The organism is Microcoleus sp. w1-18aA5, from assembly GCF_036701705.1.
In the GTDB taxonomy this organism is placed as follows: Bacteria; Cyanobacteriota; Cyanobacteriia; order Cyanobacteriales; family Microcoleaceae; genus Microcoleus.
Genome location: NZ_JAUPTE010000037.1, coordinates 13,223 through 37,904 on the forward strand (window position 1 = coordinate 13,223; position 24,682 = coordinate 37,904).

Genomic DNA, 24,682 nt, shown 5'->3' on the forward strand with positions numbered 1-24,682 from the left:
TAGGGTGCGTCAGTTCCTGACGCACCCAGCAAGGGGTTCTTGTGTTCATTAATTTGGGGTCAAGAATTTGCCAAGGTAAGTTGGTGCGAGTTCAGTATATCTTGGGGGCGAATTGCTGAAGGGTAGCGATCGCCTTTTACCTTCAAATACTTGTCAGCTATTTCCAAAACCTGTTCGGGATTGGCTGGCTTCCTCAAAAAATCGGAAGCACCTGTCAATTTCGCTCGTGTGCGGTCAATTATACTGTCTTGACTGGTCAAAAACACGATCGGAGTTTCCCGAAAAGCAGGTGTCTTTCGCAAAAAATTGCACAAAGCAAAGCCACTTGTCTTCGGCATCACCACGTCCATAAAAATTAAAGCAGGCTTTTGTTTGGCGAGGAGGCCCACTCCCTGCATGGGGTCTTGAATTTTTAGGACTCGATAGCCCTCCGGCAATAAAATTTGCTCTAAAAATTCGCAAACTGTCGGACTGTCATCGATACAAGCAATCAAAGGGCGACCCGGCCCAGCAATAGCTGCGGCCAGGCGCCACTGTTCTATAGGCGACGGCAAGTCTGGTACTGTGCGGAAATTTACTAAACCCTGCTTGATGTAATTGACTAAAGCGCGAGTTGCCACTGTCACGCACTGCTTTTTCTTAAATGCAATATCCCAAAGAGTATTCTCGCCGTTGAATACGTTACCCAAAGCGATCAAAGAATTAGAACTAAATCGATTTTGCTGCAACTGAGCCGACGGTTTTAAAAGCGGTGCTTGTTCTGGATCTACCAGCCACAAACCCATTGCTTTCCACTTCTGCCAAATTTCTTCTGTACAACACAGAACTTTCTCTACTTCTGTTAAAGACAGCAGCAAAGAAGAGGTAATTGTAGAAAAATATTTCTGGGACGGACGCCACTCCCGGCGCAAACCCGATTGACCGATCAGAGCAAATAACACTTCGGAAAGGCTGGTGTGGACGATCGCCCTAGCTTGTTCCAGGCTCATTTCGCTGGCTGCTATCCCTCGCTGAAGCAGTTGATATTCCCACAGTTCTCCAGCATCGAGGTCTCTGAGATCCACTTGAAAGTTTCGACAGTGTTGCCCGATCGCCCTGTACCAGCGTCTAGCTCTGTGCGCTCCTCCCGTGGCATAAACCAAACTACCCTGAAAAAAGTAAAGTTGCCACTGTTGTTCCCCTTGCTCTAACACCAGTTTCCCCGTTGCTTGTTTCTGGCTGAGTACAGCCAGAGTATGGGACAACATTTTGTATCCGATTGCGGTAGCAGACATATCAACTCGCATCCCCTGTACTCTGTTTGTACCATTATATAGCTGCTGAGTTTTGAAAGATAACAGTAATTTTACTGAATTTAGGTTAAAAAACACCACTTATTGTGAGAATTTAACCCTCTTAGGGAGTGATTCCCCCCAGGAGTTTTAGCCATGAGGATGTAACGGCTATTTGCCCTATTAACTAATAACTAAAATCAGGATTCTAACTAATAATTAATTGCCCTCGCTATCTGTGGGAGGTACTGGATCGTAACCCCCTGGATGAAAAGGATGACAGCGCAAAATCCGCTTAACTGCCATTGAGCTGCCGCGGGCAGGCCCAAATCTCTCTATTGCTTCGATCGCGTATTGCGAACAAGTTGGCTGAAATCTACAGGCGTTAGGCAGGTAAGGAGAAATCCCCATTTTGTAGCCTCGGATTAATCCGATCAGCAATATTTTCACAATTTTTACCTCAGCGATTGATTAGATTAATAGGCAAATCTCGTCCCATACCGCTCTAAGCTAGGTGAATCGAGAGCATTCCTAGCGGTTAGAGTTCCGCTAACTTTTCCAGTACCAATTATACCTTTTTTCATTTTTATTTTAGATACTTAAATCACAATTTGAGGAGATAATATGGTACTTGTCTCTGAGTTGGCTACTTGACCGATACCTAAAAAATTACCGTCTCGATCGTACACCTGCAAGGGATAGGGAGGTTGGGGTATTGAGTTGTCGGGGGGATTGTTCCTACTTTCCTCATAGGGCCCGATCGGCGTTTCTGGAATGGGGAGGCGCTGACCTTGAAACCAGCGTTTGGTATATTCAGGAGAAAGGACGATCGCACCTAAATGTCCCAAAACCGCCGATGGCAAAATCGGGCAGAATTTATTCTCCTGCAATTGCAGTTCCAATTCTTCAAAACTGAGACTTTGGTCGATCGAAAAACCGCTACTTTCGGTGCGAGTCAAACAAGCCAAAGTACCGCCTGTATTCAACACCGCGCCCAAATCCCGCGCGATCGCCCGAATGTAAGTACCCGCCCCGCAGGCGATCGACAAATCCAATTCAGGAAAATCCCCCGATCGCCAATCCAAGATTTCCAGCCGAAAAACCTCGACATTCCTAGCAGCAACTTCTACAGTTTCCCCTTTTCTAGCTAACTCATAAAGGCGTTTTCCTCCCACCTGCACCGCACTAAAACTCGGTGGAAACTGCTCGATTTTTCCTATAAATTTTGGGAGTGCAGCTTGCACTTTTTCCAAACTCAACTCGGGCACCGGTCGAGAATGGATAATTTCTCCTTCTAAATCGTCAGTAGCAGTAGTTAAGCCAAACCGAATCGTGCCTCGGTAAGCTTTATTGTGTTGGAGATATTGCAGCAGTCTGGTTGCTTTGCCCAGGGCGATCGGCAAAACGCCAGTCACAGCAGGATCGAGGGTTCCTCCGTGTCCTACTCGCTTGAGTTTCAATAGCCGGCGCACTCGCCCCACGCAGTCGTGAGATGTCATGCCCGCAGGTTTGTTGAGATTGAGAAAACCGTCAGTAGTCATTAGGAAGTTCGGCAACGGATTTTGTAACGGATGTCACGGATGTCACGGATGTCACGGATTTCAGTCCGATGTCCGTCGGAAGTTCGGCAACGGATTTTGTAACGGATGTCATGGATGTAACGGATGTCAGGAAGAAGGAAGAAGTAAGCAGGAAAAAGGAAGATGAAAAGTTGGGAGATGGATTTCCTTCGATTGCGAAAGCTAACGTTACTTGCAACGCGAAAGCGGTTTTGAGTTAACAAGTTCAACATTGAAAACTTAAAACTACAAAGTACCCAATTCCCTATTATCAATTCGCAATTCCCAATTCCCCATTACCCATTAAAGAATAAAGTCTGCCTGACTGATAGAACCGCGGGCAACTCCGAATAAAGTAGCGAGAGTTTCCTTGGTGTTTGTAAGCTGAATAATTGTACTCGGCGAAGTTCCGGCCCCAGCGGAAATGGTGAGTTCGCCAAAGGTGAGGCCGGCAGTCAAGCGAATTTGATCGATACCATCAGTAAAGTCTGTAATCACATCACCATCTGCTAAACGCCCGATCGCAAAAGTATCGTTTCCGGTGCCGCCAGTTAAAGTATCTTGGCCGCGATCGCCCGATAAACAGTCATTGCCGATGCCACCAAACAGCGAGTCATCGCCAGCACCCCCAAAAAGCGAGTCATCGCCCGCGCCTCCCAACAAAGTATCGGTGTCTTGGTTGCCAAACAGCAAATCATTGCCATCGCCGCCCAGCATTGAGTCAGAACCTTTGCCACCGTAGAAAGTATCGTCGCCGGCGCCACCCAAAACGCTGTCGCGGCCCGCACCGCCGAACAGCAAATCATCGCCAACGTCCCCCAGCAGTGAGTCATCGCCGTCGCCGCCGTAGAGGGAATCGTCTGCGCCTAAGCCGAAAATGCTGTCAGGGCCACCCAAACCAAATATCAAGTTAGCGCCGGCACTACCTCTGAGGGAGTCGGGGCCGCTGGTGCCGCGAGTGCCACCAGGTGTCCCTCCGGGACTGGTACCGCCGCCGGTGGGGGTTGGGGTGGTGACGGGAATTGGTCGAATTGGCACTGCTGATGGCATGATTCTGAAGATGGGTAGAAATTTGCCATTCTAACTTAGCTTAAAACCGGAAGTTATAAGCTCGCCAACCGCCGAGATCAGAAATATCGATCGCATCCGCCACAGCATAAGGTTCGCACAAAAAGCCCTGCACCGTCGAGCCGTCCTCCAACACCAGCGTACCAATTCCCAAGGGCGGGGGAATTTTAGCGACAAATCCACCGAAAGCGGAGATCGACAACTCCCAAACTTCCACCTCGATCGCGCTACCGCCCTCTATCTGACGCACCAATCCCGGCTTGCCCAGAGCAGTACCCGTCAAAGCGTACAGCTTGTAAATCGGGCTGGTACGGCAGGCGCGAACTAAAATTCCTCCGAGCTCGATTAGTTGATAATTCAGCGGCTCACCGCTCAAATGAGCGCCAACTACGGCTATTTTGACTCGTTCTTCTGAGGAAGGTTTGGCTGCGATAACGGGTTCCGGGAGGGTTGGCAGCGGCAGACCGGTTGCGCCCAAAGTTCCCCCCAAGCGATCGTGGAAAGCAGATCCCAGGCGGCAGAGCAATAAATCGTGCCACGCAGGAGCCATCAGTGTCAGTCCTGCGGGCAATCCGCTGCTTTGAAACCCGCTGGGAACTGCGATCGCGCACAAATCGAGCAAATTCGCAAAGTTCGTGTAGCGCCCAAGATTGGTGTTGAGGGCGATCGGCTCGGCTGCAACTTCTGCGACTGTATAAATCGTGCCTGTCGTGGGAACAGCGAAAACATCCATTGACTCCCACTGAATTTCTGCCTTCTGGCGGAGTTCTGCCAATCGGTACGACGCGCGGTAGGCAGAGACGGCATCGTAGCGTTTGCCGCCGCTGATAATTTCGTAGACGATCGGATCGATATCCTCTGGGTGCGCGTCGAGGAAATCGCCGATCGCGGCCAACCTTTCTGCTACCCAAGGCCCGCCGTAGAGGAGTTCGGCAGCATCCGCAAAGGGTTTGAAGTCAATAGGTGCGATCGTGCAGCCCAAAGATTGTAAGCGCGCGATCGCCTCCCGGTAGCGCTGTTCGGCTTCTGCATTCCCAAAAAATTCGAGTTCGCTGTCTGCGGGAACTCCCACCCGCAAGCGGGATAAATCCGGCAAAACTTTCGTTTCAGGGCGACGAGAAAACGCATCCTCAGCATCAAAACCGCTGGCTACTTGCAGCACGGAGGCCGCATCCGCACAGGTGAGAGCGAACACAGAAACGCAATCGAGCGATCGCACTGCCGGTAACAGGCCGCGAGTGCTGATCGATCCGCAACTTGGCTTCAGCCCGACAATGTTGGTAAAAGCAGCGGGAACCCGCCCTGAGCCTGCGGTATCGGTACCCAGAGCAAAACTCACCAATCCGGCCGAGACTGCTGCTGCGGAACCGGAACTCGATCCGCCCGGAATGTAGCGCCGATCGAACGGATTGCGGCAAACTCCATAGGGCGTGCGGGTTCCCACTAATCCTGTGGCAAACTGATCCATGTTTGTTTTGCCGATCGCGATCGCACCTGCAGCGCACAAACGCTCTACGACTGCGGACGATCGCGCTGGAGTGTGAGCAAACTGCGGACATCCCGCCGTAGTCGGAACGCCCGCCCAATCGAGATTATCTTTGATCGCAAAAGGTATTCCGTAGAGCGGTAGCTGCTGCGGATCTAGGTTTTCCAAAGCTTTGGCGCGTTCGAGGGTTTCCGCCAGCGGTGCTAAATAAATCCATACTGCCGGATCTGCATAGCGTTCGATCCGATCGTACACGCTGGCTATCGCATCTGCAGGCGCGATCGAGCCTGTGCGGTAGCGATCGAGCAGCGAATTAATGTCGAGACTCTGACTGTAGTTAAATTTTTCCATAATGCACGGTCAGTCGATTTTAGATTTTAGATTTTAGATTTTCGATTGAAGATTTGACTTCACAGGCTGTGTTTGGCGAGCGTTATTACTCACCGAAGAGTACCTTTCTCAAAAACAGGCAAGATGCCTGTTTCACAAAGAGTGTATTTCTTTCTTCTTGTGGGGTGGGCATCCTGCCCGCCCATAAAAGGCTTATTGAGAATGGTGGAACATCTCAGTTATTACAAATAGAAAATTAGTTTACCGCATTGTCGATCGTATTCGCATCCAGTTAGCGGGCGATCGAAGTATTTCTCAAGAAATCTTCAACCCTAGCCTTGCGGGTTTCGTCTTTGTGTGCAGCTAAACTTCGCGATTTCCAATCACCCTGTCTCATCCCGGTTTAATATTCCAAAAATTTTAATTAACAACTCCCAAAAAAACCATTTTTTGTAACATTTGACACATTTCCGCATCAATTTTGCTGTTACCGTTTGAAACGTAGCAATCTAGTAAGATTACAAGCTACAGTATGCTTACCTTTCAAAAAGCTAAGTGCATTGCTGTTACTAACAGTCTCGAATAACTCCTTGGGTTGCAAACAGGACTTATACAGACAAAAACCGAAAAATTTAACCGCTTCTAGGGTTCCGATTTGAATCAGTTTCTAACTCAGCTTAGACAGTTCAAGTGCTGGTCCGAGAGAAGCAGACTGGTTGTCCCAATATTTTAATGTTAGGGAAACACTAGCCAGTTACACGGCGGGATAAAAGCCCGGGAGAAACGCGATCGATCAGCAAGACTCGGTTCGTTAGCTCTCGGGCTTTATCCTTGTATATCAAGGGGGTTTGCGGAAGCTAAGGAAGCCAAAGAAGGTGCAAAAGCTCGATCAACATATTCACCTCTAACCAGCAACCAGAATCTGCTATGGATATCCGATATTGCTCCCCAAAAATAACGCGATCGCCCTTATCCTACTGCGCCTTATTTTTTATCACCTTGTTTTTCGCTGTCGGCTGCGTCAACCCGGCAATTTATATCAAAACCACGACTGAAAGCGAAGCAGCTTCTTCAGTAAGTGCTGATGCAGTTAGCCTCGGATTCAGCGCGTGGCCCGGCTGGTTTCCTTGGCAAATTGCCAAAGAGCAAAAGATATTTGAAGCCAACAAAGTTGCTGTAGACTTAAAATGGTTTGACGGCTACTTAGAATCGATCAGCACCCTCACAGCAGGACAGATAGATGCTAACAGCCAAACCCTCGGCGATACCGTAAACTCTATATCAGGCGGCGCCAACCAAGTAATTGTTTTAGTCAACGACAACTCAACGGGAAATGACAAAGTAATTGTCGCCGAAGGCATCAATTCCGTTGCCGATTTAAAAGGTAAAAAAGTTGCAGCCGAGGAAGGTACAGTCGATCACTTTTTATTGCTTTTAGGGCTAAGAAAAGCAGGTTTATCAGTGCAAGATATTCAATTTGTACCGCTGGAAACTGGCAAAGCTGCGGCGGCTTTCGTCGGAGGACAAGTGGATGCGGTGGCAGTTTTTGCGCCGTTTACCACACAGGCATTAAAACGATCGAACAGCAAGGAACTGTTTAGTTCAAAAGATTTTCCGGGGGCGATTTCCGACCATTTGGTATTCACCCGAAAGTTTATCGGTGAACACCCCGATCGAGTGCAAGCTCTGGTCAATTCCTGGTTTGCAACATTGGAATACATGAAAGCAAATAAAGAGAAATCTTACGAGATTCTAGCCAACCGCGCTGGAGTTAGCGTCGAGGAATACAAAGAATATGAAAATGGCACTAAGATATTTACGATCGAGGAAAACTTGAAAGCCTTTCAACCGGGAAACGACATGACATCATTGCAGTTTGCGGCGGCCGAAATGACTAAATTTCTCGTCGATGTAAATTTAGCAAAAACCCAACCAGATATCAGCACATTATTTGACGATCGTTTTATAAAAGCTTATGCCGAAGGTAAAAGCTAAAAGGCATCATTTAGGATTGTGCAGACACAAAAAAGCTTAATAAAAATACTTTTTATAATCCCCAAAATCTACTCCAATTACTCGACAAACTGTTCCGCAATTAAATCATGCCACCAAATCCCGATCCGCGATCGATCCAATCCCACCTCAAGCAAAAAAACCTAAATCCCACCGTTTTCTGGCGGATTGCGGAAGAGATACCACAACCCCTCAATATTGGGTTAACGGTAACATCAATCGCACTGCCGCTGCTGCTGTGGTGGCTAGTAACAACCTTCGCCAACGTAGACCCCAAATTTTTGCCTTCCCCCGGCAAAGTTTTAGAGGCATTTGGTCGGCTGTGGAACACTCGCGAACTTTTGAAAGACACAGTAGCGAGTTTGTGGCGGGTGGGAGTGGGCTTTCTGTTCGCCTTGGTTTTTTCCATACCAATTGGCGTGCTGATGGGCAGTTTTGCCAGTATTCGCGCCTTGCTGGAACCCATGTTCGGCTTGATGCGATATATGCCCGCACCAGCGTTCATTCCCTTGCTAATTCTCTACTTGGGAATCGGCGAAGAACCGAAAATAATGCTGATATTTATCGGCGTCTTTTTCTTCAATTCGCTGATGGTGATGGATACAGTCAAGTTTGTTCCAAAAGACTTGATCGAATCTACTTATATGTTGGGCGGTAATCGCTGGGAAATCCTAACCCAAGTTATTTTTCCTCACGTTTTGCCGGGAATTCTTGATGCTAGCCGCATCAACCTAGCTGCGGCTTGGCAATTGGTAATCGTCTCGGAATTGATTGCAGCAACCGAAGGCTTAGGCCGCCGGATTAGTGTCGCAGGTCGATTTCTCCGAACCGATGAAATTTTTGTGGGGCTGATTGTCATTGGGGCGATCGGACTGACTTTTGACTTGCTTTTTCAATATCTGCTGCGGGTTTCTTGTAAATGGTCAAGTCAGAAACAGTAAGCAGATGTTAAAAGGCAAAATTGTGTCACTTTTTTACTTAAATTACAGAGGATAAACTCATGTTTCTGCAAATCAACAATCTGCACAAAAACTTTGAAACCAAAAAGGGTAAATTAGTTGTCCTCAAGGACATCAATATGACCATCAAGCAAGGCGAATTTATCTGCGCGGTAGGCGCATCCGGTTCTGGCAAATCTACTCTGTTGAGGCAGATTGCCGGATTGGACAAGCCGACAACAGGGGAAGTGAAAATTGACGGCAAAGAAGTTGTTTCGCCTGGGCCGGATCGAGGTATGGTATTTCAGCATTACACTCTTTATCCTTGGATGAACGTGCAGGAAAATGCTGAGTTTGGCCTCAAACTTCAAGGCGTTTCCAAGAAAAAGCGGCGCGAACAAGCCAGCTATTATTTGAGTGTGGTAGGATTGACGCAGTTTGCTTCGTCGCTACCGAAGGAATTGTCCGGCGGGATGAAACAGCGCGTGGCGATCGCCCGCGCCCTCGCTTCTGAACCTAAAGTGTTATTAATGGATGAACCTTTCGGCGCATTGGATATCCACACTAAAGAATCGATGCACGAATTCATGCTGGATTTGTGGCGCCGCACTCAGATTACAATCTTTATGATTACCCATGATGTCGAAGAAGCGGTGTTTCTTTCCAATCGGATTTATGCTTTGGGCGCTCGTCCTGGTACAGTGAGAAAGGAAATGTCGATTAATTTGCCCGATCGCACTCCCAGCATTAAACGCCACGCCAAATTCCACGATTATCGCGACGAACTCATGGATTTGATGCGGAAACACGGACAGGAAGCAGTTGCAATGGCTGCTTAAATAGAAATCGGTTTGTATAACCTTTCTCAGGTAAATGAGGTACTCCTGGGCATTGGGCATTGGGCATTGGGCATTGGGCATTGGACTCTCCCCCATACCTCACCACGCTTGAAAACCGGTATAAATATTACTTTGGGATCAGGCGGGTTGAGCAGCTAATATCATGTCCGGTTGAATAGTTATAATACTTTTGTCCCATCATGCCCGATGCCCGATGCCCGTATAGGATTTATAAGTAATTAACCGGACTTGATATAAGACATACTATTGTTTTGTTTCGCTGACCCCAAAAATACATCAAGAGGAACTTATGGTGCAACTATCGATCGACACAAACTCACAAATTGATTCAAGCTTCGTATTAATGCAAGAAACCGTACCGGGCGGCGCGTACTGGTCGGGAGTCATCAAGCGGGGAAACACCCTGCGAATCACCGATTTAGAAGGATCTCGCGGCGTTTCCATGCTGTGCTACAACGCCGACAATGCGATCGAACGTTTCAACGCAGCAGACACCGCCAAAATTCAATTCAACGCCTTTCTCAAACAAGGCATGGTGATCTACACAGACATGGGACGCATCCTATTTTCCATCACCCAAGACACCTCCGGCTGTCACGATTTGCTAGGAGGATGCAGCAACGCCATTAGCAATGCCAAAAAATACGGCGAAGGAGACTGGAAAAACTCCCGCGACAACTTCCTCAAAGCCCTAACTCGCTGGGGTTTAGGCAAAAAAGATATCATGCCAAACCTCAACTTATTTACTCGCATTGCCGTCAAACCAGACGGCACGATGGAGTTTCGCGAAGGCTGCGAAAAACCGGGTAGTTTTATCGATTTGCGAGCCGAAATGAACGTATTGACCATTATCTCTAACTGCCCCCACATCCTGCATCCGGGTTCAATTTACGATCCAAAACCCATCCAAATTCAAATTGTGAAAACCCCCGCACCCGCACCAGACGACTTGTGCCGCACCGCCAACCCGGAAGCCGTGCGCGGGTTCATCAACACCGATGCTTTGTTCGTGCAATAGACTCGATTCCAGCACTCAATCTTGTCCGCATCAATCGGCGGTAAAAAAATCTGCAATTTCATCACAAAAAGTGAACCATGACTGCAACTACCCAACAAATTCTCGATCCAAAAACTGCAATTTATAACGAAGTTTTACCCGCCAGACATCCCTGGTCTCGTGTCATCAAAAAAGGACAGATTCTCCGGATTGTAGATTTAGGCGGAAATCAAGCAGTAGATTTTTTAGTTTACAATGCCGATGACCCTTCCGAACGCTACAGCGCCCCCGATACGATCGTCAATCAAGGCAACATCTTTGTCACTACAAACAGCCAACTCATTTCTAACGAAGGGCGAGCCATAATGACCATAATTGCTGACTCCTGCGGGCGGCACGATACCTCCGGCGGCGCCTGTAGCTGCGAGAGCAATTCGGTGCGGTTTGGACTCGATAAAAAATACCAGCACGCCTGTGTTGAAAATTTCCTCGCCGCAATTCTTCCCCACGGTTTGGGCAAGCGAGATTTAGTCAGCAATATCAACTTTTTTATGAATGTTCCGGTTAGCGAAGATGGCACGCTAGAAATTGTTGACGGCATCTCCGATCCGGGAAGCACCGTTGATTTGCGAGCCGAAATGAACGCGCTAGTTGCTATTTCTAACTGCCCGCAAATGAACAACCCTTGCAATGCTTACAATCCTACACCGATTCAGTTGATTGTTTGGGATTCTGTGTAATCTAATATGCCCGGTGAGAGGGGGACGCTAGCACTATTGTTAGCGCCCTTCCCTATTGCCCCAAAAGACTTGCATAGCATTCCCAAGCTTTCCTATCTAGAAATTATCTGCGTTTATCTGCGTTCATCTCCCTTACATCTGCGGTTGACTTATCAATCAAAGATTCATACAAATACCCAAATGTTTAACAGAGTTTTGATTGCAAATCGCGGTGAAATTGCCTGCCGAATTATCCGCACACTCGATCGCCTCGGAATTGCTTCGGTAGCAGTATATTCTGAAGCCGACGCCCGCGCCTCGCACGTTTTCGCCGCCAGCGAAGCCGTTTGTATCGGTGCAGCCGCCGCAGCCGAGAGTTATTTGCGGTTCGATCGCATTCTCGAAGTTGCGCGCCAAACAAAAGCTCAAGCTATCCATCCGGGTTACGGCTTTTTGAGCGAAAATGCTGAATTTGCCGAAGCTTGTGCAAGCGAAAATATTGCATTTATCGGCCCGACTCCGAGTCAGTTGCGCTGCTTTGGATTGAAGCACACCGCGCGGGAAATAGCGGCTGCAAATCAAGTGCCCCTAACTCCCGGAAGCGAACTTTTAGCAAGTTTGGAGGATGCCCAAAAAGCGGCTGGGGCGATCGGCTATCCGGTGATGCTCAAAAGTACCGCAGGCGGCGGCGGCATCGGTTTGCAGGCTTGTTTTGGCGATCGAGATTTGGCAGAAGCCTTTGAAAAAGTACAGCGTTTGAGTCAAAGCAATTTTAAACAAAGCGGCGTTTTTTTAGAGAAATACATTCAAACAGCCAGACACATTGAAGTCCAAATCTTTGGAGATGGCAAAGGAAATGTCATAGCCTTGGGCGAGCGAGATTGTTCGGTGCAGCGGCGCAATCAAAAAGTAATTGAAGAAACCCCCGCCCCTGGTATTAGCGACGAACAGCGAAATCAGTTGTACGGTGCAGCAGTGCGGTTGGGAAAAGCGGTAAATTACCAGTCAGCGGGTACTGTTGAATTTGTGTTTGATGTCGATGCGAAACAGTTTTATTTTTTGGAAGTCAACACGCGCTTGCAAGTTGAACACGGCGTTACTGAAGCTGTCAACAACATCGACCTCGTTGAGTGGATGATAAAACAGGCTTCGGGAAATTTGTTCCCCCTGGAAGAGTACCGATATCGGCCGCAGGGACACTCAATTGAGGTGCGAATTTATGCGGAAGATGCCGGCAAGAATTTTCAGCCGAGTTCCGGGTTGCTGAATCAAGTTGCATTTCCCGAAAACGTCCGCTGCGACAGTTGGATAGAAACCGGCACGGAGGTAACTCCTTTTTACGATCCGCTGCTAGCCAAAGTAATCGTTTGCGCGGATAATAGAGAACAGGCGATCGTAAAACTAAAAGCTGCTTTAGATGCCAGTGAAATAGCGGGAATTGAAACTAATTTAGATTACCTCCGCCAGATTTTGGACGATTCCCGATTCAGCCGGGGCGAACTGAACACGCGCTTTTTAAACTCTTTTGAATACGCACCTTTAACGATCGATGTATTGGATGGGGGAACCTACAGCAGCATTCAAGATTATCCGGGGCGGATTGGCTATTGGGATGTTGGCGTGCCGCCTTCCGGGCCAATGGATCATCTGGCATTTCGATCGGCAAATCGTTTAGTAGGAAATCCCGAATCGACAGCAGGATTGGAATTCACAGCGACAGGCCCAACTCTGCGCTTTAATGCCGATACAGTTATTAGTTTGACTGGTGCAACTATGAAGGGAACGCTAAACGGCGAATCGGTGCCGTTTTGGACGGCAATTCCCGTAAAAGCTGGTAGCATTCTCAAGTTAAAAGCTATTCAAGGCGACGGCTACCGCACTTATTTAGCAGTCAAACACGGCTTAAATGTCCCCGATTATTTGGGCAGCAAATCAACTTTTGTACTGGGCAAATTTGGCGGACACGCGGGCCGCACGCTGCGTCCGGGAGATGTGCTTAAACTGCTTCAAACTGCAACTCTGGAAGCGGAATTATCTTTACCACCGGAACTAATTCCCACCTACAGCAATAATTGGGAAATCGGCGTTTTGTACGGGCCTCACGGCGCGCCGGATTTCTTTACTGAGTCAGACATCGAAATGTTTTTCTCTACAGAATGGCAGGTGCATTACAACTCGACGCGGACGGGCATTCGGCTGATCGGCCCGAAGCCCACCTGGGCGCGTCAAGACGGCGGGGAAGCGGGTTTGCACCCGTCTAACATTCACGATAATGCTTACGCGATCGGCACGATCGATTTTACGGGCGATATGCCTGTAATTCTCGGTCTTGACGGCCCGAGTTTGGGAGGTTTTGTGTGTCCTGCTACTATTGTGAAGTCGGAACTGTGGAAAATCGGGCAACTGAAGCCGGGGGACAGCATCCGCTTTCACTGTTTGAGTTTTGCTGAAGCTTTGCAGCGGGAATTAGCACAAAATAGGCAAATTGCTACTTTTAGTTTGCCTGTTTTTGGGGAAAATGCGGAGGAATTGCCCGCAGTTCCCGCTTCTCCAATTTTGCATAAAATTCCCGAATCTCCGGGACAGGTTGCTGTTACTTACCGTCAAGCTGGGGATAAATATATTCTAGTTGAATACGGGCCGTTGGTGCTGGATTTAAATTTGCGTTTTCGGGCGCACGCATTGATGGAACATTTGAAAGCAAATCCGTTGCCTGGTGTTATCGAATTAGTGCCGGGAATGCGATCGCTCCAAATTCACTTTGAGGGCCGCCAGATTTCGCAACAGCAGCTAATGCAGGCGCTGATTGCGGCGGAGGCGGAACTTCCGGCGATCGAGGATTTGGAAGTGCCGGCGCGAATTGTGCACTTGCCTTTATCTTGGGAAGATGAATCAACGCTGTTGGCTATTGAAAAATATATGCAGTCTGTGCGATCGGATGCACCTTGGTGTCCCAGCAATATTGAGTTTATTCGCCGCATAAACGGGCTTGACAGCATCGAACAAGTCAGAGAAATCGTATTTAATGCTAGCTATTTAGTGATGGGTTTGGGAGACGTTTATTTAGGCGCGCCCGTCGCAACTCCCCTCGATCCGCGCCACCGTTTGGTTACTACTAAATACAATCCCGCCCGCACTTGGACTCCTGAAAATGCAGTTGGCATTGGCGGCGCGTATTTGTGCGTTTACGGGATGGAAGGGCCGGGAGGTTATCAATTTGTCGGCCGCACGGTGCAAATGTGGAATCGGTTCAAACAAACGGTGGATTTCCAGTCTGGTAAACCTTGGCTTTTGCGGTTTTTTGACCAAATCAGATTTTATCCGGTTTCCCATGAGGAATTGCACCGCTGTCGGGAAGAATTTATCGAAGGGAAGTTTAAATTAAAGGTTGAGGAAATCACTTTTAATTTGAGAGAATACAATGAGTTTTTGCATTCTATTGCGGGCAGTGCGGCTGAGTTTAAAGCGCAGCAGCAGGCCGCATTTAATGCAGAGCGCGATCGCTGGGCCGCCTCCGGGGAATTTGAAGCTGAATCTGCCGCAGAATCCTCGGCAGATGTGGCTTCTGACACGGCTGCGGAGGTTACTTTGCCGATCGGCTGTGAGGCAGTTGTCGCTCATGTTTCGGCTAATGTTTGGCAGGTGCTGGTTAATGTTGGAGATGCGGTTGCAGAGGGCGATCGCCTGTTAATTTTGGAAGCGATGAAAATGGAAATTGCTATTACTGCTGATGTTGCGGGCACTGTTGCCCAGTTGTTTTGTGAAAAGGGGCAAACCGTGACAGCCGGACAAATTCTAGCTGCTATTCAACCGAATTAATCCCTTTGTTGTCAGTTCGGGGACAGTGGGAAGCCGTTGGATAATTGGGGGATGATTTTGATTGTTTTGTGGGATGGGATATCGTAGCCAGTCAGGTGTATTTTCACTGAAGGCGGGACACCCTACAAGAATCATCCTCTAATTGTGCAATACCCGCTCCTTTAATCAAGGTTTAGCAGCAGTTACCCATCCAAAAGGGTGGGGATATATCAATCAAGCAGGCTAGTGGGCGATCGCCCCTAAGTTTCCGCTGTAGGCAGTTTTTCCGAAGGCTTAGCCGCTGTCAAGCGCGAGGGCAAATCTGGCTTCATAAATCAAGCTGGAAAGCTGGTCATTTAGCAGGTTCGATGCTCTGTTTAGGCTTTAAATTTGTTTAAACTTACATTTTGCACCATTCTCAAGAACAGGCAAGATGCCTGTTCCTAAAAAGCTTATTGACAATGGTACAAGATGTAAGTTTAAATCTAGCTAACTTAACTCCAGCAGCCCAGAATTGAGCGGCGAACCATCCTGAAATACCAGCAATTCTCCCGGCTGAATTTGCGTCCAAACTTCGTTATCAGTCAGCGGGAAAGTGGCAATAACAGCCACGCGATCGTCCTCGTTGGTCAATTCCCGAAAATCGACTGTTACATCTTCGTCGATCGAGTGAGCGCTAGCAAAAGGTGCTTGTCGCACAATATAATGCAGATTAGTAGAACAGTGGGTGAACAAGTGTTCTCCATCGGAAAGTAAATAATTAAAAATTCCGTGTTCTGCCAAACTTTTAGTAATTTCCTCCAGTACCGGGTAAATTTCCGCTACAGCAGGCTTACTTTGAGGAAAAGTGGAACGCAGCTTTTCTAATATCAAACAGAATGCTTTTTCGCTGTCAGTTTTGCCAACCGGTTTGTAAACTCCGGCACATTCTGGATAAAAGTTTTCGAGATTTCCGTTGTGAGCAAACACCCAATAACGTCCCCAAAGTTCCCGAATAAAAGGGTGGCAGTTTTCTAGAGCAATTGCGCCTTGCGTAGCTTTGCGGATGTGAGCAATGACGTTAGTTGAATGAATGGGATAACGACGCACTACTTCTGCAACCGGAGAAGCAATCGCAGGTTTTGAGTCTATAAAAAGGCGACATCCCAAACCTTCAAAGAAAGCAATTCCCCAACCGTCTTGATGAACGTCTGTTCTGCCACCTCTTGCAGAAAAACCCTCAAAAGAAAAGCAAATATCTGTTGGAACATTGCAGTTCATTCCCAGTAATTGGCACATAGCTTTTAAATCTCTGGAGTTTGAATGGATGTCGCAGCTATTGGCAGCTACAGATTTGCGATGATAGTATTATAGTATGAATTGATTTAGCCTAATAAAAAAAACACAATAATTGTGGATGGTTAACCATAATGCTACTTCAATTTTAAAAAATGCGTGAAGCCAAGCTATCCCGAACGCGCGTGCGAGCCCGTTGCGGTAGGGAATCGCCCAAAATTCAATCGCGTTCCCCGGAGAACAGTCTTCATCGTTCCATTTGTCCTGCAATTTTTTTTATTAAATTTATGTAAAATTCACTTTTGTGGGGGAAAGTCTGAAAGTTGTTTGATATCCTTCAAAACTATTTGAGGCTTCCCTTTGTACTGTTCTATCTTCCCACTGACATACACATATCCCCGTCCCAGACCCGCATAACGTTTCTCAATTAGCCGCTTCAAGGGAGCCATTTCATCAGTTTCAGCATCTGGTATCCACAAATCTAATTTATGATAAACTGAGCCAGCATGAATTAGAGCGCTGCCGCCGATCCATTTATTAATCCCAGCCTGCAAATCGCAGAAAATAGTAATAGATTTAGCTTTCTCAGAAGCAGCTAATATTTTCGGGTAGTGCAACCTCAAAGAAAGCGCTCCTGCCGTTGCTTCCGACAACCGAAACTCTTCAACAATTGAGCCTCGCATCGACCACCAAGGCAGTAAATTAGCATAGTTGCGAGAGGGAATTTTGGCATTGACAATCGGATTCCAAATCATCAGATTGTAAGCTTTTGCCGCCGATTCTGCCTCAGTCATTTGTCGATGATACAATCTGGAGCGCCCGTATTTGACAAAGTAGGGACTCCAGCCTTCTTCAATCAGTTTAAGATTGTAATTTTCTCCATCTTTATGTACGTAACAAAGGAGACGCCCGTAGTTGTCGCGGTGTTTTTGTAGAGCCACTTCAACCGAATCGTCTGTATCAAATTCTATGTCAATTTGAGCAAGTCCGCCATCTGCTGTCGCAAAGTATTTTTTAGCCATTTCCGTACCTGCTTTCCCCGCCGCAGTTACAGGTTTGGAGCCTCCCGGATGACTTTCTTCTGTATCGACGCAAATCAGCCGCAGAGACTCGGTTTTGCCGTTGAGAGAAATTTTGATGCTGTCGCCATCAACTACTGTAGTTATTTGCAGGTTCGGAATTCTGGTTGCCATATTTTGGACCCTGTTGCACTTGAGATTTCATGCAGGTATCGGTTGAATCATACACGAGTTCGCTATCAATAGCAACTGTCATTTTTGTTGTTTGTATTAATATTTGTCAAGTGTGGCGTATTTTATCAAGTCGGGGAAAAAATCGCGAAAATCGGATTCTAAGCGCAGATAGTTAGCTGTCAAATCTTCTATGCCGCTTGCCAAGTTATTTGTCCGTTTGAGTCGCGCCGACATTCTTGTAAGAGTGATGCCGATTTCGGCGATGTCCTGATAAGATGAAAGCAAGTCGCGGGCAATTATTGTGGGCAGCACCCGCTGGAGAGATTCAGGCAATATATCGCGGTTGTCTTGCAGGATTTTATAGACATCCTGAGAAAAATCCCGGAGGGGGATTTCTGAATATTCCAGCCAATTTTTAGCCAAGAAGTGGTCGTAAAACACGTCAATCAAAACTCCAGCAAACCTGCGCCTGTGGGAGCAAACAAGGCTTTTACTCGATCGCACTATTGGGTGAGAGTCGGTGTAGCTATCTACTTTGCGGTGCAAATCGATGCCTTTTCTAATTTCATCGGAATAAAGGTTGACAGCCGTTCCTTTGACAAAATCTCCTAAGAGGTTGCCAATCAGGGATTCTGGCGTGCCTTTTGATAAGAATAGATGAGCCAAATAATTCATTGCTACAGTAAAAATATCTAACATAGCATAAGGAGAAAGAATAATCGCTCTTCTGGAATGTGTAAAACCGGGTGCTAAACTCGGTCAAATTATTTTTGCCGTCGATGAATTTTGGATAACAAAAGAGCGATCGCCTAACTGTAGTATGCAAGCGATCGCTCCACCCAAGTTCAAATATTGCTTGCGATCGGCTACATCTCTCGACGGAACGCTCTAATAGCTTCCCCAGCATCAGTTTCGGCCATCAAAATATAGAAGTTCTAGATAAGTCATAAACGAATGCGAATCTCTCCCTCTTTAGCGTAGATAACAGCTTGCATAGGAGCAAGAAAATCCATCCCTAGCAAACCGTCTACAAAAGTGGTCGCAGGTAACGTGTAGGCAACTATAGGAAATTTTTCTAAACGCTCGCCCAAGCAATTAAACCAAGGCACAGCTACTACTGGTGCTTCCACAATACCACCACCTGCTGATGTCCTAATTCTGCGTAGAGGATTTTGGATATCGCAACCAAGAGCTTCTAATATATTTACCCGCAAAACGGTATAAGTTGAGCCTGTATCAACTAATAATCTGAATTGTCTGACAGTATTACTTGTGCTAGAGGCAGCAGCTTTTAAGACGAGTAAATTTCCGTAACGCGAGCACCTATAAAGTTTTTGTGAAGTCACGACAGCACCGAATAGTCATCAGGAATAGGGCCAGTGTATTCTATAGAAATTGACCGGACATCTTTAAATTTGGTCAAAGCTCGGTCTATTTCCTCTCGCTGCGGTGAATGAGCTAAGACTTCACCGCGAATCACATTCCATAAATCGTCGGATTCAGTATCAGCAATTAGCACCCACTCGCGGGGATAGCGATCGCGTATTTCTGCCGCCGTCAAGATTTCCCCTGTGGGTTTGTAATCCGACCCATTGTTATTTTGAATTAGAACTTGAGAGGGCAGGTCGGTTTCTGCTTGAGTAATTTCTTCATTTAATAGTTGCCAAAGTCGGCGTTTTTCTTCGAGTTGGAGGGAGGCGATCACATCTACTAGGACTTGAAAAGGAATTTGCAACTGTACGGTTTCTGGGAGCATGGCGCGTCTCAAGAAATGTTGAAGTATTTTCTATGATAACTCACTCTTCAATTAGCTGATAATAATACTAACTCAGATTTCTAGTTGGTAAACCGCAGATAAACACAGATAAACGCTGATGTAATCTTATCTGCGTTCATCAGCGTTCATCTGCCTACATCTGCGGTTGCAAAAATACCCCTAGGAATCAGCCCGCCATTTATCCAAAGCCGTTTTCTTTCAGAAGTAGTGTTGCAGGCTATTGAGAGCTATACTCACCAAATGTTGTCACATACCCCTTAACAGTAACTCCCATATCTAATTCCTCGTGATGAATAAGTAGGTTAGATAATTGGGCTATCAAAAATTCAATCTCGCGACGGTTCTCAAACTGGAGAAAAATACTGCTACCTTCACCCTTAATAATCACCGTTGGAATATCGCTGTCGTCTAACTGTGAATCAATATCTGGGATTATTTGTCTGATTTGCTCTTCAGTCCACATCTGACTCATTCCTCTATCTCCCGTTCAAAAATACAGCGGTATGACTTACCACTCTTATTGAGAATGACACCGCAGAAAGTGCAGCGCCCCTCGCCTCTTAATTCATTATACTCTGCCAACTCACGGCAGCGACGAATAGCAGCTTGCCGATCGCTAGTAGCAACGATTGTGTCTGCATCAAGCCAAACTTTATTTCCAGGGTTTTCTAACATTCCTACACTCTATATTGCCGTAAATATTACATCATGGTCAATAAACCCAAAGAAACCCGGTTTCTGGCTATTCTGCAAGATTTCAATCGGTGCATCTCATTTTTGCAAATATATTCGTAGGGGTTCTCGGATTCCGGCAGTAAGTCTCTGCTTATAACTAATAAATTATCTGGCGGAATGCGAGATCCTTACAAAATTGGGATGCACCCGATTTCAATTATACCGAACAATTCAATCACAGATGAACGCTAATGTAATTATATCTGCGTTCATCTGTGTTTATCTGCCTACATCTGCGGTTGCAAAAATACCCCTATGCACCTCCCCGCAACTTATCCAAAACCGTCCGGTCTTCCAAAGTCGAAGTATCCCCAGAAACCTCTTGTCCCGCAGCCAAAGAACGCAGCAATCGGCGCATAATCTTCCCGCTTCGAGTCTTCGGCAAAGCATCAGTAAATCGAATTTCGCCGGGACGGGCGATCGCCCCAATTTCATTAACAACGTGCTGCTTCAATTCCTTAGCCAATTCATCGCTAGGTTGCTGCGAGTTGTCCAGCGTGACAAAAGCCACAATTTCCTCACCTTTAATCTCATCAGGTTTGCCAACAACCGCAGCTTCCGCCACCGCTGGATGCGATACCAAAGCTGACTCAACTTCCATTGTGCCGAGTCGGTGTCCGGCCACATTAATTACATCGTCAACGCGGCCCATTACCCAGAAATAACCGTCTTTGTCCTTGTGCGCGCCGTCTCCAGCAAAGTACACGAATTCGCCATCTTTCGGGTGCAAATATTCCCAATAAGTGCGACGGAAGCGATCGGGATCGTTGTAAAGTGTACGCATCATTCCCGGCCAAGGATGTTTTACCACTAAATAACCGCCGCTTTCGTTAGTGACTGGTTCCCCATCTTGGTCAACAACATCAGCCACAATTCCGGGGAACGGTAGGGTTGCAGAACCGGGTTTTGTAGGAATTGCACCGGGCAAAGCGGTAATCATAATTCCCCCGGTTTCTGTTTGCCACCAAGTATCGACGATCGGACAATTCGAGTTGCCAATTACGCGCTGATACCACATCCAAGCTTCAGGATTGATCGGTTCGCCGACGGTTCCTAACAATCGTAAAGATGACAAATTGCGCGCGTTGGGCAAGTGTTCGCCCATTTTCATGAATGTTCGGATCGCAGTGGGTGCAGTATAGAAAACGGTGACGCCGTATTTTTCAATTACATCCCAAAAACAGCCAGGATTTGAAGGGCGAGGAGCACCTTCATACATTAAAGTTGTCGCACCGTTGGACAGCGGCCCGTAAACAATATAACTGTGTCCAGTAATCCAGCCGACATCAGCAGTACACCAGTAAACATCGGTATCTTGAAGGTCGAATATCCACTTGGTTGTCATGTGGGTATAAAGGTTATAACCACCGGTTGTATGGACGACACCTTTCGGTTTGCCGGTACTGCCACTGGTATAGAGTACGAACAGCATATCTTCGCTGTCCATCGGTTCGGCGGGACAATTTGCCGATACACCTTTTTGCAAATCGTGCCACCAATGATCGCGCCCTGGTTCCATGTCAATTTTCTGTTTGGTGCGCTGAACTACGAGAACGTTGGTAACGCTTGGTGTGGCATTATTTGCTAATGCTTTGTCTACTTGTGTTTTGAGGCCGACGGCGGTATCTTTGCGGAAGCCACCGTCTGCGGTGATGACGAGTTTTGCTTGGCCGTCGTTAAGTCGATCGCGCAAAGCTTCTGCACTAAAACCGCCAAAAACAACGCTGTGTACTGCACCGATTCTGGCGCAGGCTAGCATGGCGATCGCAGCTTCGGGAATCATGGGCATATAAATGCCGACGCGATCGCCCTTTTGGACTCCCAATTGTTTGATGACGTTCGCCATTTGGCAGACTTCGCGGTGGAGTTGCGCGTAGGTGAGGGTGCGGGAGTCGCCGGGTTCACCTTCCCAAATCAGGGCGGCTTTATTTTTGCGCCAAGTGGTTAAGTGGCGATCGAGACAATTGTAAGAAATATTAATTTTACCGTTGACAAACCATTTAGCAAAAGGCGGTTGCCAGTCGAGCACGGTATCCCAGTTTTGGAACCAGTCTAATTCTTGGGCGGCGAGTTCTGCCCAGAATGCTTGGGGGTCAGCTTTGGCTTTGTCGTAGAGGGCTTTGTACTCTTCTAGGCTTTTGATGTGAGCTTTTTGGGAGAATTCAGCGGGCGGCTGAAATAGCCGTCTTTCATGCAGAATTGATTCGATGGTATCTTGTGACATTGTTTTTTCTGTAACTGCATCTACTTCTTTAAACTATTTTGTACGCAATTGAGTGCAAAAATATCTTGAGTTTCGTTAAGAATTTTGGGAATTGTGTAAATGTTGGGGCTGTGGCTGTTTATTTGAAAATTATAATTGCCTCGACTTTTGAGACCAAATAAAGTTCGATCGAGCTTCGTTTTGGGAAAACTTTTATATAAAATATTGTATAAATTTTAGTTTGATAGTACAATGATGTGAAGCTGCTTGAAAAAAATTATTCAATCTGAATGATAGGGAAAAGCATGATCCAAAATTTAGAAGCAAGCCAACTGTCGCTAAATGACGTTCGCCGCCTTCTCAAACTGGAAGAGCGAGAAGGAGAGGCCTTCACCGATTTTTTCTCTCTGGAAGCGCTGTTAGAATTAGAACAGCAGGAAATATTAAAAATTAGAACTGACTTTCGACGCTACTTATCCGCAGGAAAAGTTTCCGAAGAACTCGTTAAATTTTTAGTGCTTTCACCGTTAATGAGATTAGCAGGATTTTTTGATATTCCGATCGTGCTGACAATGGAAGATAGCATCGCGATCGAGGTTGAGGATGGGGATACTTTAATTAAAGGGCGCTTAGATGTCTTAGCGGTAAATCAGCCGGATGCAGAACTCGCGGCGTCACAGTTTTGGATTTTGGTAGTGGAGGCGAAAAATAGTGCGATCGCACCTTTGACTGGTTTACCCCAATTGCTGACTTATACTTATAAAAGTTTGCAGCAGCAATCGTCTGTTTGGGGATTGACGACGAATGGCGAAAGTTATCGGTTTGTGCGGGTGACGCGGGGAAATCCTTGTACTTATCAGATTTTACCGGAATTGAATTTGATTGACCGAGAGCGATCGCTCTTGTTGGCGCAAGTGTTAAAAGCGATTTGCAAGTTGCAGAATGTGCAGTTGCAGTTGGCTTAATCTCTGCGGTTGAAATCTGTGCTTGCCTGTACTGCCTAGACAGATATTCTGTAACAATTTAGTCTTAATCGCATTCTATCGTCGAGGCCAACTGTTGTTAACTTCTGTTGGGAACTGCCGGAGATTTAGAAATCAAGATTTGTTAAAAAACTGCAATAGGGAGTGACAAAATACTAATTTTTTTATACAATAATAAACGGTTAAACCCTGCAACTGAAGGTAAAAAAGTGTCTGAACTTAGACAAAATTTAATTACCAGAGATTGGGTTATCATCGCCACCGAACGGGCGACAAGACCGGATCAATTCGCAAACAAAAAAAAGTGGACAGCAGCAGTGCCACGCCACCGTGCCGATTGCCCGTTTTGCGTGGGAAATGAAGAAGACGGAACCTTAGAAACTTGCCGTTTGGGCGATTCCCTACGGGATAGCTTCGCTTCACGCACTGGGTGGAAAGTCCGGGCAATTCACAACAAATATCCCGCCCTCTCCCCGACAGCAGAATGGATGAGGATATCATCGGGAATTCACCGCACGATGGCGGGAATCGGCGTGCACGAAGTAATTGTCGAACATCCGCGACACGATTTGACGACAGCTTTGTTGAGTGTTGAAGAAGTTGAAAACATACTTTTAGTATACCGCCAGCGCTATGTAGAAATTAGAAAAAATCCCCACATTGAAACAATTATTATCTTCAAAAATCACGGAGAAACTGCCGGAACTTCTCTCGAACATCCCCACTCGCAGATAGCTGCTACGCCTGTTGTACCCAGCCAATTTCGCAGCCGCATCGACGAAGCTATTAGATATTTTGACGACACGGGAGAATGTCTGTTTTGCCGGACTTTGGAAGATGAATTAGCGGCGAGAGAAAGAGTGATTTGTGAGAGTGAACATTTTGTGGCTTTTATCCCTTACGCTGCACTTTCACCGTTTCACACTTGGATTTTTCCGCGCCGACATTCCTCTTCGTTTGATGAAATTACTGATGGGGAAATTACGGATCTTGCTGATACTTTGAAAACTGTACTGGCTAAGCTTTATTACGGATTGAACAATCCTGATTACAACTATAATATTCGATCGGCACCGATCGCCGAAGGGGGAACAAAATACTTTCACTGGTATATCGCAATTATTCCCAGAGTCACCAAGCAAGCTGGGTTTGAGTTGGGCAGCGGGATGTTTATCAATACTGCTTTGCCCGAAGAAAGTGCGGCGTTTTTGCGATCGATCGAAATTCCTAGCGACAGTAATTTTTCCCACATCTAAAGTATTCTAGATCACAATAGGTCAAATTTACTTCAAATTGGGGTAAAAATGCACGCAGCTACTCCCAGTTGCGAGTCTGCGTTGGGGGAGGAAACTGATATTATTGGAGATTTGATATTTGAGATTAAAGAAGTAGGAATAACGCATGATCTAAGGGTTTAGATCACCGGCCTAAAGTTGGATTCTTTTTTTAAACTGGTATAACTTACGCTCTAAATTTA

The 24,682-nt window shown here is 46.7% G+C and carries 22 protein-coding genes, 1 pseudogene and 1 riboswitch; of the genes and pseudogenes, 10 read left to right on the top strand and 13 right to left on the bottom strand.

Annotated elements, in window-relative coordinates; translation table 11 throughout:
• Positions 1 to 59: 59 nt before the first annotated feature.
• The 3 genes from Q5691_RS15170 to truB form a co-directional block, all read right to left on the bottom strand.
• Entirely contained in the window at positions 60 to 1,274 is a 1,215-nt protein-coding gene (locus Q5691_RS15170; RefSeq protein WP_333214213.1) for a response regulator, read from the bottom strand.
• A 216-nt stretch (positions 1,275 to 1,490) separates the two neighbouring features.
• Positions 1,491 to 1,721: a membrane protein insertion efficiency factor YidD gene (gene yidD / locus Q5691_RS15175; protein WP_190732478.1), complete on the bottom strand. Its 231-nt coding sequence runs from the start codon at positions 1,719 to 1,721 to the stop codon at positions 1,491 to 1,493.
• Between the two features lie 149 nt (positions 1,722 to 1,870).
• On the bottom strand, positions 1,871 to 2,812 hold the full coding sequence (gene truB, locus Q5691_RS15180; RefSeq protein WP_333311969.1) for a tRNA pseudouridine(55) synthase TruB: 942 nt from the start codon (positions 2,810 to 2,812) through the stop codon (positions 1,871 to 1,873).
• Between the two features lie 68 nt (positions 2,813 to 2,880).
• Between truB and Q5691_RS15185 the strand changes: the two genes are divergently transcribed.
• Positions 2,881 to 3,051, top strand: coding sequence for a hypothetical protein (locus Q5691_RS15185; RefSeq protein WP_333214209.1), 171 nt, complete (start codon positions 2,881 to 2,883; stop codon positions 3,049 to 3,051).
• Positions 3,052 to 3,133: 82 nt separating this feature from the next.
• On the opposite strand, the gene Q5691_RS15190 is transcribed toward Q5691_RS15185, so the two are convergent.
• Together Q5691_RS15190 and atzF are read right to left on the bottom strand one after the other, a co-directional pair.
• On the bottom strand, positions 3,134 to 3,880 hold the full coding sequence (locus tag Q5691_RS15190) for a calcium-binding protein (protein WP_333214208.1): 747 nt from the start codon (positions 3,878 to 3,880) through the stop codon (positions 3,134 to 3,136).
• A 40-nt stretch (positions 3,881 to 3,920) separates the two neighbouring features.
• Positions 3,921 to 5,735, bottom strand: coding sequence for an allophanate hydrolase (atzF, locus tag Q5691_RS15195; RefSeq protein WP_333345469.1), 1,815 nt, complete (start codon positions 5,733 to 5,735; stop codon positions 3,921 to 3,923).
• A 610-nt stretch (positions 5,736 to 6,345) separates the two neighbouring features.
• A riboswitch (guanidine-I (ykkC/yxkD leader) is annotated at positions 6,346 to 6,497 on the top strand.
• 144 nt (positions 6,498 to 6,641) lie between these two features.
• On the opposite strand from atzF, the gene Q5691_RS15200 reads away from it, so the two are divergent.
• From Q5691_RS15200 to Q5691_RS27695, 7 genes and pseudogenes are all read left to right on the top strand, one after another.
• Positions 6,642 to 7,709, top strand: coding sequence for an ABC transporter substrate-binding protein (locus Q5691_RS15200; RefSeq protein ID WP_333214204.1), 1,068 nt, complete (start codon positions 6,642 to 6,644; stop codon positions 7,707 to 7,709).
• Between the two features lie 107 nt (positions 7,710 to 7,816).
• The gene (locus Q5691_RS15205) at positions 7,817 to 8,668 is read left to right on the top strand and encodes an ABC transporter permease (protein ID WP_333252030.1); all 852 of its coding nucleotides are present in this window, start codon (positions 7,817 to 7,819) and stop codon (positions 8,666 to 8,668) included.
• A 59-nt stretch (positions 8,669 to 8,727) separates the two neighbouring features.
• Positions 8,728 to 9,504 carry an ABC transporter ATP-binding protein gene (locus tag Q5691_RS15210; RefSeq protein ID WP_333214200.1) on the top strand — a complete coding sequence of 259 codons (777 nt, stop codon included), beginning with the start codon at positions 8,728 to 8,730 and terminating at the stop codon, positions 9,502 to 9,504.
• A gap of 310 nt (positions 9,505 to 9,814) precedes the next feature.
• A complete protein-coding gene (locus tag Q5691_RS15215) occupies positions 9,815 to 10,543 on the top strand; it encodes an urea amidolyase associated protein UAAP1 (RefSeq protein ID WP_333345471.1) in 729 nt (242 codons plus the stop codon).
• A gap of 77 nt (positions 10,544 to 10,620) precedes the next feature.
• A complete protein-coding gene (locus tag Q5691_RS15220; protein ID WP_333345473.1) occupies positions 10,621 to 11,262 on the top strand; it encodes an urea amidolyase associated protein UAAP2 in 642 nt (213 codons plus the stop codon).
• 180 nt (positions 11,263 to 11,442) lie between these two features.
• Positions 11,443 to 15,060, top strand: a complete 3,618-nt coding sequence (gene uca, locus Q5691_RS15225) for an urea carboxylase (RefSeq protein ID WP_333345476.1) — start codon at positions 11,443 to 11,445, stop codon at positions 15,058 to 15,060.
• 252 nt (positions 15,061 to 15,312) lie between these two features.
• Positions 15,313 to 15,399: pseudogene (locus Q5691_RS27695) on the top strand (WG repeat-containing protein); the annotation flags it as partial.
• A gap of 129 nt (positions 15,400 to 15,528) precedes the next feature.
• Here Q5691_RS27695 and Q5691_RS15230 read toward each other — a convergent pair.
• The 8 genes from Q5691_RS15230 to acs form a co-directional block, all read right to left on the bottom strand.
• Positions 15,529 to 16,317 carry a class II glutamine amidotransferase gene (locus tag Q5691_RS15230; protein ID WP_333214192.1) on the bottom strand — a complete coding sequence of 263 codons (789 nt, stop codon included), beginning with the start codon at positions 16,315 to 16,317 and terminating at the stop codon, positions 15,529 to 15,531.
• A gap of 293 nt (positions 16,318 to 16,610) precedes the next feature.
• Complete coding sequence (locus Q5691_RS15235) at positions 16,611 to 17,507, bottom strand: thermonuclease family protein (RefSeq protein ID WP_333345478.1); 897 nt, start codon at positions 17,505 to 17,507, stop codon at positions 16,611 to 16,613.
• Between the two features lie 96 nt (positions 17,508 to 17,603).
• Entirely contained in the window at positions 17,604 to 18,182 is a 579-nt protein-coding gene (locus tag Q5691_RS15240) for an ACP phosphodiesterase (protein WP_333311974.1), read from the bottom strand.
• Positions 18,183 to 18,451: 269 nt separating this feature from the next.
• Positions 18,452 to 18,853: a retropepsin-like aspartic protease gene (locus Q5691_RS15245; RefSeq protein ID WP_333214184.1), complete on the bottom strand. Its 402-nt coding sequence runs from the start codon at positions 18,851 to 18,853 to the stop codon at positions 18,452 to 18,454.
• On the bottom strand, positions 18,850 to 19,263 hold the full coding sequence (locus Q5691_RS15250; RefSeq protein WP_333214182.1) for a hypothetical protein: 414 nt from the start codon (positions 19,261 to 19,263) through the stop codon (positions 18,850 to 18,852). The genes Q5691_RS15245 and Q5691_RS15250 overlap by 4 nt, the downstream gene beginning before the upstream one ends.
• A 238-nt stretch (positions 19,264 to 19,501) precedes the next feature.
• A complete protein-coding gene (locus Q5691_RS15255) occupies positions 19,502 to 19,756 on the bottom strand; it encodes a hypothetical protein (protein WP_333104263.1) in 255 nt (84 codons plus the stop codon).
• Positions 19,753 to 19,959, bottom strand: a complete 207-nt coding sequence (locus tag Q5691_RS15260; protein WP_333214181.1) for a hypothetical protein — start codon at positions 19,957 to 19,959, stop codon at positions 19,753 to 19,755. Before Q5691_RS15260 ends, Q5691_RS15255 begins: the two co-directional genes overlap by 4 nt.
• A 313-nt stretch (positions 19,960 to 20,272) precedes the next feature.
• Positions 20,273 to 22,243 carry an acetate--CoA ligase gene (gene acs / locus Q5691_RS15265; RefSeq protein ID WP_333345480.1) on the bottom strand — a complete coding sequence of 657 codons (1,971 nt, stop codon included), beginning with the start codon at positions 22,241 to 22,243 and terminating at the stop codon, positions 20,273 to 20,275.
• Between the two features lie 284 nt (positions 22,244 to 22,527).
• Between acs and Q5691_RS15270 the strand changes: the two genes are divergently transcribed.
• Together Q5691_RS15270 and galT are read left to right on the top strand one after the other, a co-directional pair.
• Complete coding sequence (locus tag Q5691_RS15270; protein ID WP_333214177.1) at positions 22,528 to 23,187, top strand: restriction endonuclease subunit R; 660 nt, start codon at positions 22,528 to 22,530, stop codon at positions 23,185 to 23,187.
• 227 nt (positions 23,188 to 23,414) lie between these two features.
• Entirely contained in the window at positions 23,415 to 24,461 is a 1,047-nt protein-coding gene (galT, locus tag Q5691_RS15275) for a galactose-1-phosphate uridylyltransferase (protein WP_333214175.1), read from the top strand.
• Positions 24,462 to 24,682 lie beyond the last annotated feature (221 nt).

What these genes read in the sequence shown, in the direction of transcription:
- Q5691_RS15170 (WP_333214213.1), bottom strand. Translation starts at nt 1,274, where the DNA reads ATGTCTGCTACCGCAATCGGATACAAAATGTTGTCCCATACTCTGGCT.
- truB (WP_333311969.1), bottom strand. Translation starts at nt 2,812, where the DNA reads ATGACTACTGACGGTTTTCTCAATCTCAACAAACCTGCGGGCATGACA.
- Q5691_RS15185 (WP_333214209.1), top strand. Translation starts at nt 2,881, where the DNA reads ATGTCCGTCGGAAGTTCGGCAACGGATTTTGTAACGGATGTCATGGAT.
- Q5691_RS15190 (WP_333214208.1), bottom strand. Translation starts at nt 3,880, where the DNA reads ATGCCATCAGCAGTGCCAATTCGACCAATTCCCGTCACCACCCCAACC.
- atzF (WP_333345469.1), bottom strand. Translation starts at nt 5,735, where the DNA reads ATGGAAAAATTTAACTACAGTCAGAGTCTCGACATTAATTCGCTGCTC.
- Q5691_RS15200 (WP_333214204.1), top strand. Translation starts at nt 6,642, where the DNA reads ATGGATATCCGATATTGCTCCCCAAAAATAACGCGATCGCCCTTATCC.
- Q5691_RS15205 (WP_333252030.1), top strand. Translation starts at nt 7,817, where the DNA reads ATGCCACCAAATCCCGATCCGCGATCGATCCAATCCCACCTCAAGCAA.
- Q5691_RS15210 (WP_333214200.1), top strand. Translation starts at nt 8,728, where the DNA reads ATGTTTCTGCAAATCAACAATCTGCACAAAAACTTTGAAACCAAAAAG.
- Q5691_RS15215 (WP_333345471.1), top strand. Translation starts at nt 9,815, where the DNA reads ATGGTGCAACTATCGATCGACACAAACTCACAAATTGATTCAAGCTTC.
- Q5691_RS15220 (WP_333345473.1), top strand. Translation starts at nt 10,621, where the DNA reads ATGACTGCAACTACCCAACAAATTCTCGATCCAAAAACTGCAATTTAT.
- uca (WP_333345476.1), top strand. Translation starts at nt 11,443, where the DNA reads ATGTTTAACAGAGTTTTGATTGCAAATCGCGGTGAAATTGCCTGCCGA.
- Q5691_RS15230 (WP_333214192.1), bottom strand. Translation starts at nt 16,317, where the DNA reads ATGTGCCAATTACTGGGAATGAACTGCAATGTTCCAACAGATATTTGC.
- Q5691_RS15235 (WP_333345478.1), bottom strand. Translation starts at nt 17,507, where the DNA reads ATGGCAACCAGAATTCCGAACCTGCAAATAACTACAGTAGTTGATGGC.
- Q5691_RS15240 (WP_333311974.1), bottom strand. Translation starts at nt 18,182, where the DNA reads ATGAATTATTTGGCTCATCTATTCTTATCAAAAGGCACGCCAGAATCC.
- Q5691_RS15250 (WP_333214182.1), bottom strand. Translation starts at nt 19,263, where the DNA reads ATGCTCCCAGAAACCGTACAGTTGCAAATTCCTTTTCAAGTCCTAGTA.
- Q5691_RS15255 (WP_333104263.1), bottom strand. Translation starts at nt 19,756, where the DNA reads ATGAGTCAGATGTGGACTGAAGAGCAAATCAGACAAATAATCCCAGAT.
- Q5691_RS15260 (WP_333214181.1), bottom strand. Translation starts at nt 19,959, where the DNA reads ATGTTAGAAAACCCTGGAAATAAAGTTTGGCTTGATGCAGACACAATC.
- acs (WP_333345480.1), bottom strand. Translation starts at nt 22,243, where the DNA reads ATGTCACAAGATACCATCGAATCAATTCTGCATGAAAGACGGCTATTT.
- Q5691_RS15270 (WP_333214177.1), top strand. Translation starts at nt 22,528, where the DNA reads ATGATCCAAAATTTAGAAGCAAGCCAACTGTCGCTAAATGACGTTCGC.